Genomic DNA, 19125 nt, shown 5'->3' on the forward strand with positions numbered 1-19125 from the left:
TTCCGTTTGTCTCAATTAGATCTCAGTTTTGGCGGTTACAGTACGCAGGGCATCAAAGATGAAAATCAGGATGCCTTTGCGGCCTGGCAAGCCAGAGACCACGCAGTAAAAGACAAAGGTATCGCCGTCGCCATTGCCGACGGCGTGTCTGCCTGTACACGGGCAAAGGAAGCGGCCAACACAGCCGTCACCAACTTTATTCACGACTATATGCAAACCCCGGCAAGCTGGACCGTTCAGCGCGCCGCCGGTCAGGTACTTAACAGTCTCAACCGCTGGTGTCACGGGCAGTATGACTATTCTCACGGTGGCTACAGCCAGATGCTCACCACGCTCAGCAGCGTGATATTCAAATCCCGCTGCGGATTTATGCTCCACGTGGGAGACAGCCGGATCTACCGCTATTCTCAGGGCAACCTGGAACAACTCAGCCGTGATCATTCAGCCAGACAGGGCAGCAATATTGTCCTCACCCGTGCCATCGGGCTGGAGGCAAAACTGGATGTGGATTTTTCCCGCTTTGCGCTGAATAAAGATGAAATTTACGTACTGACAACCGACGGCGTTACTAACTTTTTGTCTTCAAGGCAAATCCGTCAGCATCTCGACAGTCACACCAATGATCTCGAACAAACGGCATTTAATATCGTCAGTGCAGCCCTGAAAGCCGGCAGTGACGACAACACAACCTGTCTGCTGGTGAAAGTGAATGATTTACCCGCCGGTGATGCCGCGGATGCGGATGCAATGCTGGATTTCTTGCGCCTGTTACCGCCGCTGGAACCCGGCCACAAAGTTGACGGTTACCGGGTGATTGAACAGTTTTTTAATGGTACCCGCTCCAGTTTGTATAAAGTCGCCGATGAAAAAACCGGTAAAGTGTACGGCTTAAAAACGCCTACAGAGTATTTTGAAGACGACCCCACCCATCTGAAGGGTTTTCTGCGGGAAGAGTGGATAGGCAAACACCTGGATAACCCCGCCGTGATGAAGGTCTTTCCCCGGCCTGACAATGCCAGATTTATTTATCACATCTGCGAATACGTTGAAGGGATCACCCTGCGACAGTGGATGATTGATAATCCGAAGCCCGCCCCTGAACAGGTACGCCGCATCGTTAAACAAATAATTGCCGGACTCAGAGTATTTCAGCGCAATGATATGGTGTACCGCGACATCAAACCGGAAAACATCATGCTAACCGATACCGGTGAAGTCAAAATCATTGATTTCGGTACTGTACAGGTAAAGGCTCTGCTGGAAACCGGTGAACAGGAGCAGGAAGACTACCCGGTGGGATCGGTAAACTATATTGCGCCGGAATTTTTGATCGATAACCACAGCGATTTTCAATCCGACCTGTTTTCTCTCGGGGTTGTGGTGTACGAAATGTTCACCGGCGAACTCCCCTACCAGCCCTTTAAATTTAAGGATTATATTCCGGCCAACGTTTTTGAATACAAGTACCGCAGCCTGAAGTCATTTCGTCCCGATCTGCCGGCGTGGCTGGATATCTGCCTGAAAAAAGCCACGCAACCGGAACGGGAGAAGCGGTTTAATGCCTATTCTGAGTTCGAAACCGCGTTAAGTAATCCGAAAGATCTCATTGTCAGTGAACAAACATTCTCTCCTTTGCTGGAACGTAATCCTGTCCTGTTCTGGCAAATGATTTGCGCCGTACTTTGCTGGGTCATAGTGTGGATGACCTGGCTGCTCAACCGATGAAGCGTTAACCGTAACTGAACTTATTCTTTAGTTTTCTGTAAAAAACAGTGATGTTATGACAGCCTGACAATCAGGCGCAGGAGACACTAATGAATAAAGTTACATCATTACTAATTGTTGCCCTTACCCTTACGCTGGCCGCCTGTGCCAGCCAGCCTGCATACCGCGAAGCCTCGAATGGCGGCTTCGGTTATACGGAAACCAAACTTACCGATACACAATACCGCGTGTACTTCAAAGCCAGAGGCTCAGATAAAACCAGAGCCATGGATTACGCCATGCTTCGTGCTGCTGAAATTACGCTGGAAAATCAATATGACTGGTTTACGGTAACGGAGCGCGAAACACTCGTGGATAAAGAAACCGTATCGACGGGTCCTGAGACGATGTTTTCACAGCGCTACGCCCGGGTGACTGAATGCGGTGCACTTACCTGCCGGACAAGCTGGCAGCCTCAGACCATGGTTTCCACCGGAGTTTTCATTGGCGGCCGTGAGCAGAGTCAAATTGAGAGTACGCTGAATATAAAGATGGGTAAAGGCACCGCGCCGGAAGACAACGAAACCTTTAATGCAGAGCAGGTAAAAACCAATCTGCTGATGCAACTGGAAACAGAATAAACCTGACGTTTAACTGTCCAGACTCCCCTCCTCTGGCGGGGAGTCGTATACATCAATCCAGTTTACGCTGTTGATATACTCCCCCCGTTTGCTTTTCCATTGAAATACCTCTGTGGAAAACACAATCTGTTCAGGAATAAATCCAGCCGGTAGTGTGAACTCCTCATCAACGGTCTGGAAAAACTTAAATCCCCATTTGATGTTTCCATTGGGTAGAAATCCCCCCTCACCAGCTTTAATTTCGTGAGGTTTTCCGCCCAGGCTCCCTTTAATGAGTACCGCAAGCTCACCTTTCAGCATGGCTTTATTTTCATTTTGCTGGAGTAACACCGCCTTGAGCCGGTAACGGTTATCACTGGCCAGGGGAGATACCTGGATCCCGTCGATAAAAAAGCCGTCCTGAGTCACTTCCGGAGCAACCACCCGCTGATAAAAGCTGAGCTGTTCTTCTAAAGAACGCCCCTGCTGCTCTCTGGCTTCGAGCATCTTCTTGTACGATGACACCGAGCTGGCAGCCATTACGCTCTCTACCTGTAATGCAGCAACCTGCTTTCGTAACGCTGCGTTTTCATCTTCCAGATATTGCCGGGTCTGCTTTTCACTCAGCGCGACTTTTTCTTCGTTTTGCTGCTGAAACTGCGCCAGCTGATAACCCGTGACCAGCATAAACAACAATCCGGCCACACAGGCCAGGGTAAACCTGTACAGCCCCCATTTTTGGATTAATTCAGCGCGTTGTAACGGTAACTTCATTGTTCTTCTTTATTCAATTTTAAACCAACAAACAGGCACACTACTTGATAGGAAAAGCAGTGACTTATGATAGAATAACGCCACAGCAAAAGGATAAGCCACTTTAATGCGACTTTCAGCACTTCGCCAGGAACTAGCCCATCCCAGAACCTCCGTTCAGGTGTGTATGCTGGGCATTGTGGGTGGCCTCATTGCTGCCGGCCTGATAATCCTGTTCCGGTTATGTGTGGAATGGGTGCAAGGTAGTGCGCTTACGTTGTTAAAGCAAGTGGTTTCCGATGAATGGATGGTGTGGTTTCTGATGCCGCTGTGTGCAGTGGCCTGCATCCTGATCATTGCCTGGATCACGGGGTTCAAACATTACCGCCTCGGCATTCCTTTCGTTATCCACCGTGTTAAACATCATTACGGACTGATCCCGTTCCGAACCACAATTAATCAATTCTTTGGCGGTATGCTGGCGCTGGCCGGCGGTTTTGTTGTTGGCCGCGAAGGGCCGTCTGTACACCTTGGTGCATTTGGCAGCAGCTTCCTTGGCCAGTGGTTACGTCTTCCCTATAACAGTATTCGTATACTGGCGGGTTGCGGCATTGCAGCCGGTATATCAGCTTCATTCAACACCCCCTTCGCCGCAGTCATCTTTGTAATGGAAGTGGTGCTCAGAGAATATAAAATTCACATCTTCGTACCGGTGATGCTGGCGGCAGCCATAGGTTCGGTGCTCACCCGTATGGTGTTCGGGGAAGTGAACGAGTTATCCTTTCTCGCCATCGCCGCCTTTGATGAATGGATGTATTTCTATTTCATTTTCCTTGGCATTGCTCTTGGTGCGCTGGCAACCTTATTTAATTCTCAACTGATGCGGGTAATGCAATTTTTCCGGCCGATTAATATGATCTGGCGACTCATTCTTGCAGCGCTTATCACCGGTACCATCGGCATTTTCCTGCCGGAAAGTTTAGGCGCCAGCTTTGATGATGTGGACCATCTTTTCCACACCCATCCGGGCACCTTACTACTCCTGTCGATTCTTTCGGCCAAACTGATCCTGGCGATTTTTACCATCGGACTGGGCGTCCCGGGTGGTATCATCGGGCCTGTCATGGTGATTGGTATGCTGGCGGGCTCTGTACTGCTAATGCCCCTGCAATCGCTGGTAGATGTTGATGACTACACCAGCAGCTTTGCCCTGCTCGGCGTTGCAGGCATGCTTACAGCAGTACTGCATGCCCCCCTCGCTGCACTGTCGGCGGTGATGGAGTTGTCGTACAGTCCGGAAATCATTCTGCCGGCCATGCTGGTGATTGTGCCGGCATACGTTACGGCCACCCAGTTTTTAGGCAACCGGTCTATCTTTATCCGTCAGCTCGATTATCAGAATCTGCCGTATGCCGTGACCTCTATCCGCGAAGCACTGGAAAAAACCGGTGTGCTGGCAGCCATGACCACGGAATACAAACTGTTTCTGGATGCGCCGGAACAGGCTATCGAAAATTATCTGTCTGAGAATCCCACTTACGTGGTGGTACAGAAATCCCGCACAGAGCTGGATGTGCATTACAAACTGGTTCAATACGATGTCAGTCTGGACCATAATGCACACCCATTGAGTTATTTCAGTATGGAAGGTGTCAGCAGTCAGGCCACGTTGCACGAAGTGTACGAAAAGCTGAAGAACGGCCGTAGCGGAGCGGTGTATGTATACGACCAGTCTGTGCAGGAAGTCAAAGGGGTAATTACCTGGAACATTCTGCAAACCTTCCTGCAAAGAGCACAGTATTAACGGAAACCGGTTATGATTTTGTGGTTAAAAGCGTTACACATCTTTTTTATGGTCGCCTGGCTGGCGGGAATTTTTTATCTTCCGCGGCTGTTTGTTTATCATGCAGAAGCAAAAGAACAAAATATTCGCGATCAATTTAAAATAATGGAAAGAAGGCTATGGTTTTTTGTCACGCCTTTTGCCATATTAACACTTATATTCGGTGTGTCCCTGATTTACGTTTACGGCATGGCCTGGTTCCGGGCTTCAGCGTGGCTACATGTTAAACTAACGCTTTTACTTGCCATTTATGCATATCACTTCTATTTATTTAAACTGGTTAATCAATTTGCCCGCGACGAAAATACCCGGTCGCCTAAGTTTTACCGTTTTTTAAATGAAGCACCCGTATTACTTTTACTGGCAATTGTGATCTTAGCTGTCGTTAAACCGTTCTAAAAACCATTAGCAGGCCAGTTTAACCCGCTTTATCCTAAGCGATATCGTTGTCATAAAATTAAAGGAAGCAATTTTGTGGCGAATTTTCTCCGGAAACGTGACAAGGCAAACCAAGACATGGATGTGAGTAACGAACATTTGAAATCCTTACTGGAAAAGACCGATGAGGCTTTTCAGGCGCTTCTGAAAGAGCCGGATTCAGACGAACTCAACGACGCCTATGAAGCGGCGCGGGTGGAACTGAACAGGTACATCAGCTCAATGCGTCACAATCTCGCCCAACGACTTAAGTAAAGCTTTTCAAGCCGGCGGACGCCCCTACTCTTTCATCTGCACAAAAGCTTCAAATTGATCAGGTAAAACACCGGCCAGTTCTCCGGCCAGATTAACATACTCTTTCAGCATCGCCGGTAACTGTGCAGCCAGTTGCGGAAGATGCTGTTGCAAAGCCGCTGCCTGTTCATCTGTACGCCTTTCCATTGCGAGATCGGGATTCGCCAGTGTTGAAAATAACTTAAGACAGCGGGACAGCCGCTTTGCAGGATCTTCGCTTCCCTTCACGCCTTTATCTTTCTCAGGGTTTGCCACTGCCAGTTGCCATGCTCTTTGCCATACCGGTTCAAGCCTGCCATGGGCGCTGAGCAAGCCGGAAAGCCATGCCGTTAACTCCTTGCGCTCTGCGGCATTGTCATGCCACTGACAAACTCCGGGCAGCAACGACGTATTATTTCTCATCGCCTGCAAGTTCTGCCTTAAACCGTCCATCAGGCCCTCTGCCATGTGTTCAAACGACACATCAGAAGCCGCCACCGGCGCATTCGCCACCAGCCAGGGCATCCATTGTTCAGGCATAGGAATTTCAGGACTGGTTGCCACAGCGAAGATGAATCCGCGACAATGGCATTGCGACGGGAGCAAAGCCGCCAGAGCCGGCTCTGCAAATAAAGATGAAAACGGCGTGCTGTTATTTTCCATTTATTCTGAACACTTTGATTAACCACGAAGAATCGTTATGCTGCATGCACTATAACAATAACACTTAAATGGAGTACGCAGTATGGCAAGTGACAAATCAGGCTATATTGTCGCGGCGGCTTTTATAGGTCCGGGAACGGTGACAACGGCCAGTATGGCCGGCGCAGGTTTTGGTTTTCACCTTGTTTGGGCACTCCTGTTTTCTGTAATAGCCACTATGGTACTGCAGGATATGGCTGCGCGGCTTGGTACAGGAACCGGAAAAGGTTTGTCGGATGCCTTAATGACACTGACAGAAAATAAAGCCTTACGCATTACCATTGCAGCTTTGATTGTGTCCGCTATCGGTATTGGCAATGCGGCCTATGAATCCGGAAACCTTACCGGGGCAGCCATAGGCCTGGATGCCATTACTCCGTTAGGTACGTCTCAATGGGCTGTCATCCTGGGCGCGCTCGCAGCGCTGTTGTTGTACACCGGAAAGTACAAATTAATTGAGTCGGTGCTGGTGTCACTGGTTGCCATCATGGCGCTGGTGTTTGTCATCACCCTGTTTTTTGCCGGACCGGACTGGTCTGCCATGCTCAGTCAACTTCTCCATCCGCAACTTGATGCTGGCACGATTACCATGGTGCTGGCTCTTGTAGGCACCACTATCGTCCCTTACAACCTGTTCTTACATGCCAGCCTTGTGGCACAGCAGTACGGGAAAACAAACGACGATGCCGCTCTGAAGGCCTGCCGGAAGCAATCTGTAACCGCCATCGGGTTCGGGGGCATTATCACGATGATTATCGTTGCCACCGCAATGACCGCGTTTTACGGACAGAGTGAGTCTCTTGATGCCGGTAATATGAGCCGTCAGCTTGCGCCGGTACTCGGGGATTATGCACAGTGGTTTTTTGCCGCCGGTTTGTTCGCTGCCGGTCTCACCAGCGCTATAACCGCCCCTCTGGCAGCATCCTACGCGGTGTGCGGCGCTTTAGGTAAACCAGCGGATATGACAGGCAGGTTATTTAAAGGAGTGTGGCTGGTAGTAATTCTGAGCGGTGTGATTATCGCCAGCATCGGCATTAAACCATTACTCGCCATTTTGTTCGCTCAGGCCACTAACGGGCTGCTTCTGCCCTTTATTGCGGTATTTTTATTAGCCGTCATGAACCGGAAATCACTGCCTGCCACATACAGAAACAGCACGTTCAGCAACCTCTCCGGTGCTGCAATCGTGCTCTTTGTGGTATGTCTCGGGCTGTATAAAGTCGCCTCACTGTTTTTCTGAGGCGCAATATCAGCCGGCCGGATTACTGTTCAGGGTTTACCTGCCAGTCTGCCAAGCACATTGTTCAGCATATTACGGCTGCAACCAAAGTTAATGCGGAAATGATCCGGCGCGAGGAAGTCAGCACCGGGTGATGGCCCCACGCCCCGGCTTTCTGCCCATTTCTGTACATTCGCCACATCCAGCCCGCTGGCATCTATCCATGCCAGAAATGTTGCCTGCGACTGATGCACTTTCAGACCGTCAATGGCATTCACCTGTTCAATCAGTGTTGCCTGGTTACCTCTCAGGTAGGTCAGTAATTCAGAATGCCACTGATCACATTGGGTAAAGGCAGCTTCTGTGGCCACCAGCCCTAAAAGGTTTACCCACGGCATGTGACCGGCTGCGGACTGCACGAACTGCTGACGCAACTGACGGTCAGGGATAATCGCAAATGAAGCACCCAGACCGGCCACGTTGAAGGTTTTACTGGCAGCCATCAGGGTAACGCTGACATCTTTCAGCGCTTCTACTCTGCCTGCCGGAATGTGCTTTACTGTTTCATCAAGGATCAAATCACAGTGAATTTCATCACTGCACAATTTCACGTCATTTTGCAGGCAAATCTCAGCAACACGATCAATCTCCTGTTGGCTCAGCACACTCCCCACAGGATTCATCGGGTTGCACAGAATCAGTAACTTACACTTAGGATCTGCTGCCTGAGTTTCCAGCTCAGCAAAATCCAGTGTGGGCCGGCCGTCTACGTCAACGGTACCGATATCGACACGCTCCATGCCGTTAATTTTCGGCGCAGCCAGCAACGGCGGATAATTGGGCGTTTGCACGATCACTTTATCACCGGGCTTACAATACGCTTTAATGGCAATGTTAAATGCCGGCACGACGCCCGGCGTCCATACCAGCCAGTCGGGATCAATAACCCAGTCGTGTTTGTCTTCAAGCCAGCGCTGAACAGCCTCAATAGCCGGCTTGTACTGTGCCGGCAATACATAACCCATGATGCCGTGATCAACACTGGAAGAGAGTGCATCCAGAATGGCGGGGGCGCAACGGAATTCCATATCGGCAACCCATGCCGGAATGATGTCCTGACCGGCGTATTTCTGCCATTTAAAAGAATAGGTATCCTGACGGGAAGGCGTATCGTCGAAATTGAAAGGCACGTGAGATTTTCCTGTGTTGCTGTGCTAAAAGAGAATGAGAGAAGGCCCCTGCGGGCCATATCTTTGTGCCTGTAACACTACAACGATTAACGGTCAGCTTCAATCCACCAGTTGCTTAACTTTCTGCACCAGGTTTTCTGTTGTGAACGGTTTGGCAAGAAACTGGGTGGCCCCGCCTTTTTTCGCTGCGATTACCGTGTCACGTGTGGCATCAGCCGTCAGTAAGATGAAGGGGGTTTTCAGCCCAGCTTCACGGCACGCTTTCAGCAACCTTAAACCGTCGTATTGGGGCATGTTCTGATCACTGATGATCAAAGACAAATTATCCTGCGGCTGGTTGACTAAAAAGTCAAGCGCCATTTCACTCCGGCTGAAAGCAAACACATTGGCACCCAGCTCCTCTTCCAGTGCATAGGTCACAATGTCTAACGTTATCGTATCATCATCTATCACTGCGATGGTGTATTCAGCCACACTTTACTCCTTAACAGCATGCTACAGCAGCTCTGAACTATTTCTCTTTCCGGACATTCCGGCACTCAATGTACACACATACATTGCCGGCTCCGGCGCAACATGAAGAATAAGTCTTATTCACCGGGATTGAAACAATACTTCAGGCGAAAAAAAAGCGTCCATCAGGACGCTTTTTCAAAAATACTCAGTACTTATTTCGCACGACCGGCACGTTTACGGTCGTTTTCAGTCAGCAGCTTCTTACGAATACGGATGCTTACCGGCGTAACTTCTACCAGTTCATCGTCATCGATAAATTCCAGCGCCTGTTCAAGAGACATCTTCACAGGTGGAACCAGAGTTTGCGCTTCATCAGTACCTGATGCACGCACGTTTGTCAGTTGCTTACCTTTCAGGGCGTTTACTGTCAGGTCATTGTCACGGCTGTGAATACCGATGATCATACCTTCGTAAACTTCAACACCGTGACCGATGAACAGACGACCGCGTTCCTGCAGGTTGAACAGGGCGTTAGTCAGTGCTTTACCCATTGCGTTGGCAATCAGTACACCGTTCTTACGCTTACCGATAGTACCGCCTTTGTGCGGACCGTAATGGTCGAACGTGTGGTACAACAGACCTGAACCGGAAGTCAGCGTCATGAACTCAGTCTGGAAACCAATCAGACCACGGCTTGGAATGATGAAGTCCATACGGATACGGCCTTTGCCATCTGGGTTCATGTCACGCATTTCTGCTTTACGCAGACCAAGCTGTTCCATGATTGAACCCTGGTGCTCGTCTTCACAGTCGATAGTCAGTGTTTCAAACGGTTCCTGCAGCTCGCCGTCAACTTCTTTCAGGATTACTTCCGGACGTGATACCGCCAGCTCGTAACCTTCACGACGCATATTTTCAATCAGGATACCTAAGTGCAGTTCACCACGGCCTGATACGCGGAATTTATCCGGGTCAGCGGTTTCTTCAACGCGCAGTGCCACGTTATGTACCAGCTCGTCCTGCAGACGTTCAAGGATGTTACGTGAAGTCACGTACTTACCTTCTTTACCGGCAAACGGAGATGTGTTTACCTGGAACGTCATGGTTACTGTTGGTTCGTCAACCGTCAGCGGAGGCAAGGCTTCTACTGTATTAACGTCACACACAGTATCAGAAATTTTCAGTTCGCCCAGACCGGTAATCGCGATGATGTCACCTGCGTTTGCAGAGTCGACTTCATGACGCTCAAGACCTAAGTACCCCAGTACCTGACCCACTTTACCGTTGCGCTTCTTACCATCAGCACCAACAACAGTAACCTGCTGGTTCATCTTCACGCTACCGCGCTTAACTCGACCAACACCGATTACGCCAACATATGAGTTGTAGTCCAGCTGAGAGATCTGCATCTGGAATGCACCGGCAGGGTCTGCATTTGGCGCTTCAACCTGATCCACGATTAACTGGAACAGTGGCGTCATGTCTTCGCCTTTGGTGTCTGCATCCATTGATGCCCAACCATTCAGTGCTGATGCATAGATAACCTGGAAGTCTAACTGCTCATCAGTCGCACCTAAGTTATCGAACAGGTCAAAAACCTGATCCATTACCCAGTCAGGACGTGCGCCCGGCTTGTCAATTTTATTGATTACTACGATTGGCTTCAGACCCTGAGCAAACGCTTTTTGCGTTACGAAACGGGTTTGCGGCATAGGACCTTCCTGCGCATCAACCAGCAGCAGTACACAGTCAGCCATCGACATTACACGCTCAACCTCACCACCGAAGTCGGCGTGTCCCGGGGTATCTACGATGTTTATGCGGTAGTCATTCCAGTTAATGGCGGTGTTTTTCGCCAGAATGGTAATACCACGCTCTTTCTCGATGTCGTTAGAGTCCATTACCCGTTCCTGGGCTTCGCCACGGCTTTCCAGCGTACCGGATTGCTGTAACAGTTTGTCAACCAGAGTCGTTTTACCATGGTCAACGTGCGCGATAATCGCGATATTGCGTAATTTATTAATATCAGTGGTCATTGGGTCAAAGCCTTGGAAATCAGCGTTGCAGATGTAAGAAAAACATCAGGCAGATTTGATTGCTAAAACGGAATAGTAAAATGTGCGCGGATTGTACAGAAATTCCTTTCGCTTTGCGCATCTTTTTTTATTTTTCTTTGTGACACTTTTCTGGATTGTGTGCGGATCTAATTTATTCCAATGTTTTATCAATGATCCTACTAGTATCCGGGTTTGCTTTGTTCTAGTCTAAGCATCAGTTCTTATCTTCATATACTGCATTTCTGCATTGTCACAGCCTTCATTCTTCTGCCCCGGTCTGAATCATACCGGTACGGATAAAACACGGCTTAATAATGTTCAGCAGTCCGATAGAACCCGATGAATCATAAAACATCCTTACGCACCAAAACAGAGCTTCACCGCACCACTTTAGTGCATTTGCGTTTGGGGATTTTTGTGCTACTGCCTGCTAAGCCGCGTTTTACCGTCTTCATGTAAGTGGCATGAAAATAGCTTTAATGATTCTCAATTATTTTGGAGTGAAATTGTTCATTCCACGTTTATTCTAATAAATCCGGAGGACACGATGTCAATAGAAAAGGCATTAGAGCTGATCAAAGAAAGCGAAGCTAAATTTGTAGACTTACGCTTTACCGACACAAAAGGTAAGGAACAACACGTATCGATCCCTGCAGGTCTGGTCGATGACGAGTTCTTCGAAGAAGGTAAGATGTTTGATGGTTCTTCAATTTCTGGTTGGAAACACATCAACGAATCAGACATGATCCTGATGCCAGACTCAGAGTCTGTTGTTGTTGACCCGTTTGCAGAAGAAACTCAGGTGAACATCCGTTGTGACATCGTTGAACCGTCTACCCTGGAAGGCTACGACCGTGACCCTCGCTCTGTTGCACGTCGTGCGGAAGAGTTCCTGAAGTCTACTGGTATCGGTGACACTGCGTTCTTCGGTCCAGAGCCAGAATTCTTCCTGTTTGACGATGTGAAATTCCACACTGACATGGCGGGTTCTTTCTTCAAGATCGATTCTTCTGAAGCAAAATGGAACTCCGGTGCAGAATTCGAAGGCGGTAACCTTGCTCACCGTCCTGGCGTAAAAGGCGGTTACTTCCCGGTTCCACCAGTAGACTCAGCACACGACATCCGTGGCGCAATGTGTCTGGTTATGGAAGAAATGGGTCTGGTCGTTGAAGCTCACCACCACGAAGTAGCAACTGCTGGTCAGAACGAAATCGCTTGTGCTTTCAACACGCTGGTTAAGAAAGCTGACGAAGTTCAAATCTATAAGTATGTTGTACACAACGTTGCAAATGCATACGGTCAGTCTGCGACATTCATGCCTAAGCCTCTGGTTGGTGACAATGGTTCTGGTATGCACGTTCACCAGTCTATCGCTAAAGATGGCAAAAACATCTTCGCAGGCGACAAGTACGCTGGTATGTCTGAAGAAGCGCTGTACTACATCGGCGGTATCATCAAGCACGCCCGTGCAATCAACGCATTCACTAACGCTTCTACCAACTCGTACAAGCGTCTGGTGCCAGGCTTTGAAGCACCGGTTATGCTGGCTTACTCTGCACGTAACCGTTCTGCGTCAATCCGTATTCCTTACGTAACAAGCGATAAAGCGCGTCGTATCGAAGTACGTTTCCCTGACCCGACTGGTAACCCTTACCTGGGCTTCACTGCTATGTTAATGGCTGGTCTTGACGGTATCATCAACAAGATTCACCCTGGTGACTCTATGGATAAAGACCTGTACGACTTACCACCAGAAGAAGCAGCAGAAATCCCAACTGTTGCCAGCTCACTGGAAATGGCTCTGGAAGCGCTGGACAACGACCGTGACTTCCTGAAAGCCGGTGGCGTTATGACTGATGACATGATCGATGCATACATCGGTCTGAAGTCTGAAGAAGTAACGACTCTGAACATGTCTACTCACCCTGTTGAGTTCGACATGTACTACAGCGTATAAGACACTCGCTGATTTAAAAAAGCCCGCATCTGCGGGCTTTTTTTCGGCCCGGCTTTTGCTAGACTGAGAATTCATTCGTTGTGAAAATGGTGTCCGATGATACTTCGCATTTTGCTTGTCACCGCTTTATTCGTGCCTTCAGTACAGTCTCAAACAATTTATAAAGTCGTGAAAAAAGACGGCACCGTTCTGTATACAGACGTGCCACAGGACGGCGCAGAGACCCTTGAGTTCGAAGCCAATACCAGTAACGTTGCGGACAGCCCCGACATCAAAGCGACGCAACAGACACAATCCCGCGATAAACAGCCCGACTATAAAGTATCCGTTTCCTCTCCGGAACCGGAAGCCACAATCCGCAATAACAACGGTCAGTTTTCTATAACAGCCGCTACCACCCCGGCCTTCCGTGGCCGTTACCGCCTTACTTTCGACGGCCAGCCAACCCGCATCAACAGTAGCGGTAAGTTTAACCTCGCCGGCATTGACCGTGGCGCCCACACTTATCATATAGACATAATTGATAATAAGGGCAAGACTCTTGCATCATCTCCTCAGCAAACACTTTATTTGCATCAGGCATCAGTGTTTATCAATAACAATTAGCGTTCTTTGGTAGCGCAGCCAGCGCACCATGCGGGTTCATCAGAAAATTTTATTTTGGTGCAATCAACACCGTTTGAACGCGTTAAACTATAATGCACTATAAAAGTGCAAATGAGGAATGCTCGGCATGCAAGCCACCGAGTTTGAAACAAACCATTTATTGAACAACCTGAACACAGCGTTGGTAATGGTCAACGAACGATTGCAAATCGTTTATGCCAATCACGCAGGGGAAGCGTTGTTCGAAACTGGGGTGAAGCAGCTCTCCGGACACAAGCTATCGGACTTTTTTGCGCCGAACGCCATCAATGATGCCCGTTTGCGGGCGGCAATTCGTCATGGCGAAGACTTTACTGAAAACGATTTACGTCTGTGCTTCAAAGACGGGCGTTGTGTATTGTCTGATCTCACTGTCACTAACCTGAATACCGATGACGGCCCTAAACTGATGTTTGAGGTGCGCCGTATCGATCAGCAACGCCGCATCTCCAGAGAAAATCAGCAAAATGCCCAGCATGATGCCGCCAGAGAACTAATCCGCGGCCTCGCCCATGAAATTAAAAATCCCTTGGGGGGAATTCGCGGTGCAGCCCAGTTGCTGGAAAAAGAGCTGACAAATCCCGACCATAATGAATTCACGCAGATGATCATCGAGCAATCAGACCGGCTGCGAAACCTGGTTGACCGTTTGCTCGGGCCCAACGCGCTGCCAAGGCTTGAGTGGAGTAATCTCCATCAGGCGCTTGAGAAAGTGCGCAGCCTGATGAGGGTCGACTCAGATAACCCAATCACTATCATCCGCGATTACGACCCGAGTATTCCGGATCTGAAAGTAGACCAGGACATGATTCAGCAATCGGTGCTGAACATTTTAAGAAACAGTGTTCAAGCGCTCACAGAAGCGAAAACACCGTCACCGCAAATTCGGCTTGTTACCCGTATAGACAGACAAATGACCATTTTGGGTAAGCGGCACTCTCTGGTGGCCAAAATCCAGATCATTGATAACGGACCGGGTATTCCCGCCACAATCAGAGACACCCTTTTCTATCCCATGGTCAGCAGCAAGCAGAACGGAAGCGGGCTGGGCCTGTCTATTGCACAAACATTAATAAATCACCACGGCGGAAAAATTGAGGTAGACAGCCATCCGGGCCACACCGAATTTACGCTATATCTCCCTGTCCCCAGAAAGGAGTCGGATAATGAATAATGAATCCGTATGGATTGTAGATGACGACAGCTCAATCCGCTGGGTTCTGCAAAAGGCATTACAGGCAGCCAATATCGGGTGTTTGAGTTTTGAGAATCCTGAAGATCTTTTACTGCAATTACAAAGTGGTCAGCGCCCTGAGGTTATCGTTTCAGATATCCGTATGCCTCAGATGGACGGCATGACACTGCTGGGGGAAGTACATAATACTGACCCGCTCATTCCGGTCATCATCATGACCGCGCATTCTGATTTAGACAGTGCTGTAAATGCCTACCAGAGTGGTGCGTTTGAATACCTGCCAAAACCCTTTGATATCGACGAAGCCGTTACGCTGGTGCAGCGGGCGCTGGCCCATGCACGGGAACAGAGCCGTCAAAATCAGGTACCTCAGGATGAAGCGGTTACTGAAATTATCGGTGAAGCGCCGGCCATGCAGGAAGTTTTCCGTGCCATCGGCCGGTTGTCCCGATCCTCCATCAGCGTGCTGATTAATGGTCAGTCCGGTACAGGTAAAGAGCTGGTTGCTCATGCCCTGCACCGTCACAGCCCCCGTGCAGCCAATCCGTTTATTGCACTGAATATGGCAGCCATTCCGGCAGACCTGGTGGAATCAGAACTTTTCGGTCACGAGAAAGGCGCCTTTACCGGCGCGCAAACTGCCCGTCAGGGCCGTTTTGAGCAGGCAAACGGCGGTACCCTTTTCCTTGATGAAATTGGTGATATGCCGCTGGACGTTCAGACCCGTTTGTTACGGGTACTGGCTGACGGACAATTTTATCGCGTCGGCGGACATCAGTCGGTGACTGTTGATGTACGGATAATTGCTGCAACCCACCAGAATCTGGAAAAACGGGTGGCAGAAGGTAAGTTCCGTGAAGATTTATTTCACCGCCTGAACGTTATCCGTATCCACATTCCGTCGCTGGCTGAGCGCCGTGAAGATATTCCTCTGCTGGCAAGACACTTCCTGCGCCGTGCTGCGAAGGAACTGGATGTAGAGACCAAGTCTCTGAGTAAAGATGCAGAGAAGCTGATGACCCGCCTGCCCTGGCCGGGTAACGTACGTCAATTGGAAAACGTGTGCCGCTGGCTTACCGTTATGGCAAGCGGACAGGAAGTTTTACCCGGCGATCTGCCGCCGGAAATCCACTCAGAGGGAACTATTGAGAAAAGTGGCGGTACCGCTAACGGCGACTGGCCCGAGTTACTGGCGAGATGGACCGACACTCAGCTTCGTGAAGGACATTACAATATCCTGAATGACGCCATGCTCACGTTTGAAAAAATCATGCTGGAACGTGCACTCAGTTACACTCATGGCCACAAACAGGATGCCGCCAAGCGTCTTGGCTGGGGACGGAACACGCTGACCCGTAAACTTAAAGAGCTGGATGTGAACGGCTGAATAACGCCAGACGCAATTCACCTCGGTCCCGGCAGTCTTCTCAAATAGAAAAGCCCGGTGCAGAAATTCTGCACCGGGCTTTTTACATGAATAAATTTACTGTTCAGGCGGCTACGCCCGGAAGGATACTACGGATTCTTCGTCAGCAGGCTCGTGATGGCCTGATTAAAGTGCCGCACCCATTTCATACTGAACTGCCCTTTGGCAGCCCGGTTCAGTTCAATGACCGCCTGCTTTTTAGACATCCGCGAGTCCTGATTATGTGCCCGTGAGTGGGTCATGGCATCATAGGTATCGAGAATGGCCAGCAGTTTGGCACCGTCACAAATATCATCTTCTTTCAGGCCCAGCGGATAACCACTGCCATCTACCCTTTCATGGTGCTGCATCACAATTTTACGGGCGTGATCCCACTGGTCGAGATGCTCCAGTAAGCGGGAGCTTTTGTACACATGAGAACGCATGAGATTAAACTCGGCGTCAGTGTACGGGTCTGTTTTGTTAAGCAGGTGCAACGGCATGAACGCCATACCAAAATCGTGCACGTAACAGGCAACAGACAACTGGTCGTCATCGATGGGACTGCCTGCTTCATGATTGATGTATAACGCCAGCTTTGCAATCCGGTCGCCACGCCCGGCCCAGTAATTAGAACGGTGTTCGATGGTTTGCATCAGGTCACGGAAAAACAGCATATCGGCCCGTTTGTCGGCACTCAGACCTTTCAGTATTCCGGTATTCGCTACCGTCTGCGGAGGCTTTGCCGGTGGCTTTTCGCCTTCCGCTTCAGCGGTTTGCTCTATACCGGCAAATTCACCGGTATCAATGTCCAGATCCGGGTTCAGCAGCAATACCGCATCAGCCAGCAGTTTGTCGTGATCAGCATGGTTGTCCGGCGTGATCCGCGTGATCGCCAGTACCAGCTGTTCATGAAGATTACCGTCATATTCAGCACACCCGGCATTCATCACATCCTGAACAAAGCTTTTCACCCTGTCCATGGTCAGCAACACCAGGTCACTCATGGTACTGGTGTAGTTAATCTGCCCTTTACGCAGAAAATCCAGCAAATCTTCAACGTGCTGAAGCAAGGGGATCATCGGACTGAAATTAACCAGCCCCAGGTCACCTTTGATGGTGTGGATAGAACGAAACAGGCTGCGTTGCAGTTCATTATCTTCCGGACGCAATTCCAGCTCTATGAGGGTTTGTTCGCTGGATTCATAAAGTTCGTTGATTTCCTCCATCAGGTCACTGAGGATATCTTCTTCAAGTTCTTCCGGTGTAAACGTCTGCATTTTATCTGGTTACCGCATTAAGCATGTATTTAAGTTATATCATCTGATCGGCAGTTTCGCTAATCGGCAATAGTGTTCTTTTGGCTAAATTTTCAGACTGATCGGATAACTGAACTGCTCTCAATCCCGTATACTTCGCGGCAAAACATAAAACAGGAACAGTAGTGTTAGCAATTCTTCGCGTAATCGCGCTCTTTTTCGCATTCATTCTGATAAACATCGTTGTTTTAGTGGTTTGCGTGCTTCGCCCTTTTCACAAGAATAATGTTCATTTCGCCGGCAACGCTTATGCGCAGATGTCCCGGATTATGGGGCTTAAAATCATTATCCGGAAAAGTGATGCGGTGGAGGAAGACACCCCGTACGTGTTAATCGCCAATCACCAGAGCAGTTACGACATCATCACCATTTGTAAGGCGGCCCTCCCCGGCGTAGTGACTATCGGTAAGAAGAGCCTGAAGTGGATCCCCGTATTCGGACAGATTTACTGGTTATCGGGCAACATCATGATTGACCGGAAGAATAGCGGAAAAGCGCGGGATACGTTAAAAATAGCTGGTAAGAAAATCCGCGAAAAAGGGACATCCGTATGGGTATTTCCGGAAGGCACACGAAGCTACGGCAGAGGTTTACTGCCCTTTAAATCCGGCGCATTCTGGCTGGCACAGGCTGTTAAAGTACCGGTTGTCATGGTTACTGCCAGCGACTTACACGAAAAAGTAAAGTGGAACCGCTGGAACAATGGTGTTGTGCTTATCGATATTGATGCGCCGGTAGAGCTTACCCGTGAGCATTCCCCGAAAGGCTGGACGGAACATTTCCATAAAGCCATGGAAGAGAAATTCGCCCGTCTTAACGAAGAAGTGGCACAAATTGAATCTGCAAAGAGATAGCATCCTGCCGTTCAGTTAATTACACTAGGGCAAGTTGACGTTTTTGAGAGATAACATGAATCAGTTTGATGAACGGGAAGAATGGTACGCGTTTAACCAGGAAACCATAGAAGCACTGCTGGAAGACGGCAGTCAGGCGGATGCGGTGTACACCATTGAGCATCACCTTGCTTCCAATGATTTCGATAAACTGGAAAAAGCAGCCGTAGATGCGTTCAAAGCCGGTTTCGAAGTGTCTGATGCAGAGGAGCTGGTATTAGACGACGGCGGTACTATTTTCTGTTTTGACGCGATTGTTGAGCGTGAGCTGGAACAGGATGCGCTGGACAAAGACACGGATGCGCTGCTGAAGATTGCTGATAAGTGCGATGTGCACTACGACGGCTGGGGCACTTACTTTATGCCCCGCGACGAAGAAGCAGAAGAAGACGATGAAGATTACGACGACTGATACGTTGTCTGACTTATCAACCAAAGCCGGTGTTTACTGCATGA

18 protein-coding genes are annotated in these 19125 nt (G+C 49.3%); 12 read left to right on the forward strand and 6 right to left on the reverse strand.

Going from position 1 to position 19125, the window contains the following annotated elements; translation table 11 throughout:
- Window positions 1-6: 6 nt before the first annotated feature.
- Both ACXAG2_RS11720 and ACXAG2_RS11725 read left to right on the forward strand, forming a co-directional pair.
- Window positions 7-1725: a bifunctional protein-serine/threonine kinase/phosphatase gene (locus ACXAG2_RS11720; protein WP_474867153.1), complete on the forward strand. Its 1719-nt coding sequence runs from the start codon at window positions 7-9 to the stop codon at window positions 1723-1725.
- Window positions 1726-1814: 89 nt separating this feature from the next.
- A complete protein-coding gene (locus tag ACXAG2_RS11725; protein WP_474843146.1) occupies window positions 1815-2345 on the forward strand; it encodes a CC0125/CC1285 family lipoprotein in 531 nt (176 codons plus the stop codon).
- Window positions 2346-2354: 9 nt separating this feature from the next.
- On the opposite strand, the gene ACXAG2_RS11730 is transcribed toward ACXAG2_RS11725, so the two are convergent.
- The gene (locus ACXAG2_RS11730) at window positions 2355-3098 is read right to left on the reverse strand and encodes a DUF6776 family protein (RefSeq protein ID WP_474867156.1); all 744 of its coding nucleotides are present in this window, start codon (window positions 3096-3098) and stop codon (window positions 2355-2357) included.
- Between the two features lie 106 nt (window positions 3099-3204).
- Here ACXAG2_RS11730 and ACXAG2_RS11735 point away from each other — a divergent pair, with 106 nt between their 5' ends.
- The 3 genes from ACXAG2_RS11735 to ACXAG2_RS11745 all read left to right on the forward strand — a co-directional run bounded on the left by ACXAG2_RS11735 (window position 3205) and on the right by ACXAG2_RS11745 (window position 5613).
- A complete protein-coding gene (locus ACXAG2_RS11735) occupies window positions 3205-4881 on the forward strand; it encodes a chloride channel protein (protein ID WP_474843150.1) in 1677 nt (558 codons plus the stop codon).
- Window positions 4882-4893: 12 nt separating this feature from the next.
- Window positions 4894-5319: a protoporphyrinogen oxidase HemJ gene (gene hemJ / locus ACXAG2_RS11740; RefSeq protein WP_119502300.1), complete on the forward strand. Its 426-nt coding sequence runs from the start codon at window positions 4894-4896 to the stop codon at window positions 5317-5319.
- Window positions 5320-5394: 75 nt separating this feature from the next.
- Entirely contained in the window at window positions 5395-5613 is a 219-nt protein-coding gene (locus ACXAG2_RS11745; RefSeq protein ID WP_474867159.1) for a hypothetical protein, read from the forward strand.
- 24 nt (window positions 5614-5637) lie between these two features.
- On the opposite strand, the gene ACXAG2_RS11750 is transcribed toward ACXAG2_RS11745, so the two are convergent.
- The gene (locus ACXAG2_RS11750) at window positions 5638-6294 is read right to left on the reverse strand and encodes a UPF0149 family protein (protein ID WP_474867162.1); all 657 of its coding nucleotides are present in this window, start codon (window positions 6292-6294) and stop codon (window positions 5638-5640) included.
- A gap of 82 nt (window positions 6295-6376) precedes the next feature.
- Between ACXAG2_RS11750 and ACXAG2_RS11755 the strand changes: the two genes are divergently transcribed.
- The gene (locus ACXAG2_RS11755; RefSeq protein WP_474867165.1) at window positions 6377-7573 is read left to right on the forward strand and encodes an Nramp family divalent metal transporter; all 1197 of its coding nucleotides are present in this window, start codon (window positions 6377-6379) and stop codon (window positions 7571-7573) included.
- Between the two features lie 29 nt (window positions 7574-7602).
- Here ACXAG2_RS11755 and ACXAG2_RS11760 read toward each other — a convergent pair whose 3' ends face one another.
- The 3 genes from ACXAG2_RS11760 to typA form a co-directional block, all read right to left on the reverse strand.
- Window positions 7603-8742 carry a MalY/PatB family protein gene (locus ACXAG2_RS11760; RefSeq protein ID WP_474867167.1) on the reverse strand — a complete coding sequence of 380 codons (1140 nt, stop codon included), beginning with the start codon at window positions 8740-8742 and terminating at the stop codon, window positions 7603-7605.
- 99 nt (window positions 8743-8841) lie between these two features.
- Window positions 8842-9216: a response regulator gene (locus ACXAG2_RS11765; protein WP_474867170.1), complete on the reverse strand. Its 375-nt coding sequence runs from the start codon at window positions 9214-9216 to the stop codon at window positions 8842-8844.
- Window positions 9217-9410: 194 nt separating this feature from the next.
- Window positions 9411-11234 carry a translational GTPase TypA gene (gene typA, locus ACXAG2_RS11770; protein WP_474867172.1) on the reverse strand — a complete coding sequence of 608 codons (1824 nt, stop codon included), beginning with the start codon at window positions 11232-11234 and terminating at the stop codon, window positions 9411-9413.
- A gap of 568 nt (window positions 11235-11802) precedes the next feature.
- Between typA and glnA the strand changes: the two genes are divergently transcribed.
- The 4 genes from glnA (at window position 11803) to glnG (ending at window position 16439) form a co-directional block, all read left to right on the forward strand.
- Window positions 11803-13212, forward strand: a complete 1410-nt coding sequence (gene glnA / locus ACXAG2_RS11775; RefSeq protein WP_474867174.1) for a glutamate--ammonia ligase — start codon at window positions 11803-11805, stop codon at window positions 13210-13212.
- A 96-nt stretch (window positions 13213-13308) separates the two neighbouring features.
- Window positions 13309-13818: a DUF4124 domain-containing protein gene (locus ACXAG2_RS11780; RefSeq protein ID WP_474867177.1), complete on the forward strand. Its 510-nt coding sequence runs from the start codon at window positions 13309-13311 to the stop codon at window positions 13816-13818.
- A 127-nt stretch (window positions 13819-13945) separates the two neighbouring features.
- Window positions 13946-15031 carry a nitrogen regulation protein NR(II) gene (glnL, locus tag ACXAG2_RS11785; protein WP_474867180.1) on the forward strand — a complete coding sequence of 362 codons (1086 nt, stop codon included), beginning with the start codon at window positions 13946-13948 and terminating at the stop codon, window positions 15029-15031.
- Entirely contained in the window at window positions 15024-16439 is a 1416-nt protein-coding gene (gene glnG / locus ACXAG2_RS11790; RefSeq protein WP_474867182.1) for a nitrogen regulation protein NR(I), read from the forward strand. The genes glnL and glnG overlap by 8 nt, the downstream gene beginning before the upstream one ends.
- Window positions 16440-16567: 128 nt before the next feature.
- On the opposite strand, the gene ACXAG2_RS11795 is transcribed toward glnG, so the two are convergent.
- Window positions 16568-17737 carry an HD-GYP domain-containing protein gene (locus ACXAG2_RS11795; protein WP_474867184.1) on the reverse strand — a complete coding sequence of 390 codons (1170 nt, stop codon included), beginning with the start codon at window positions 17735-17737 and terminating at the stop codon, window positions 16568-16570.
- A 164-nt stretch (window positions 17738-17901) separates the two neighbouring features.
- Between ACXAG2_RS11795 and ACXAG2_RS11800 the strand changes: the two genes are divergently transcribed.
- Both ACXAG2_RS11800 and rraB read left to right on the forward strand, forming a co-directional pair.
- Window positions 17902-18630 carry a 1-acylglycerol-3-phosphate O-acyltransferase gene (locus ACXAG2_RS11800; protein WP_474867186.1) on the forward strand — a complete coding sequence of 243 codons (729 nt, stop codon included), beginning with the start codon at window positions 17902-17904 and terminating at the stop codon, window positions 18628-18630.
- A 55-nt stretch (window positions 18631-18685) separates the two neighbouring features.
- Complete coding sequence (gene rraB, locus ACXAG2_RS11805) at window positions 18686-19081, forward strand: ribonuclease E inhibitor RraB (protein WP_303572764.1); 396 nt, start codon at window positions 18686-18688, stop codon at window positions 19079-19081.
- Window positions 19082-19125 lie beyond the last annotated feature (44 nt).

Source organism: Alteromonas sp. ABH4_456 (assembly GCF_056160645.1).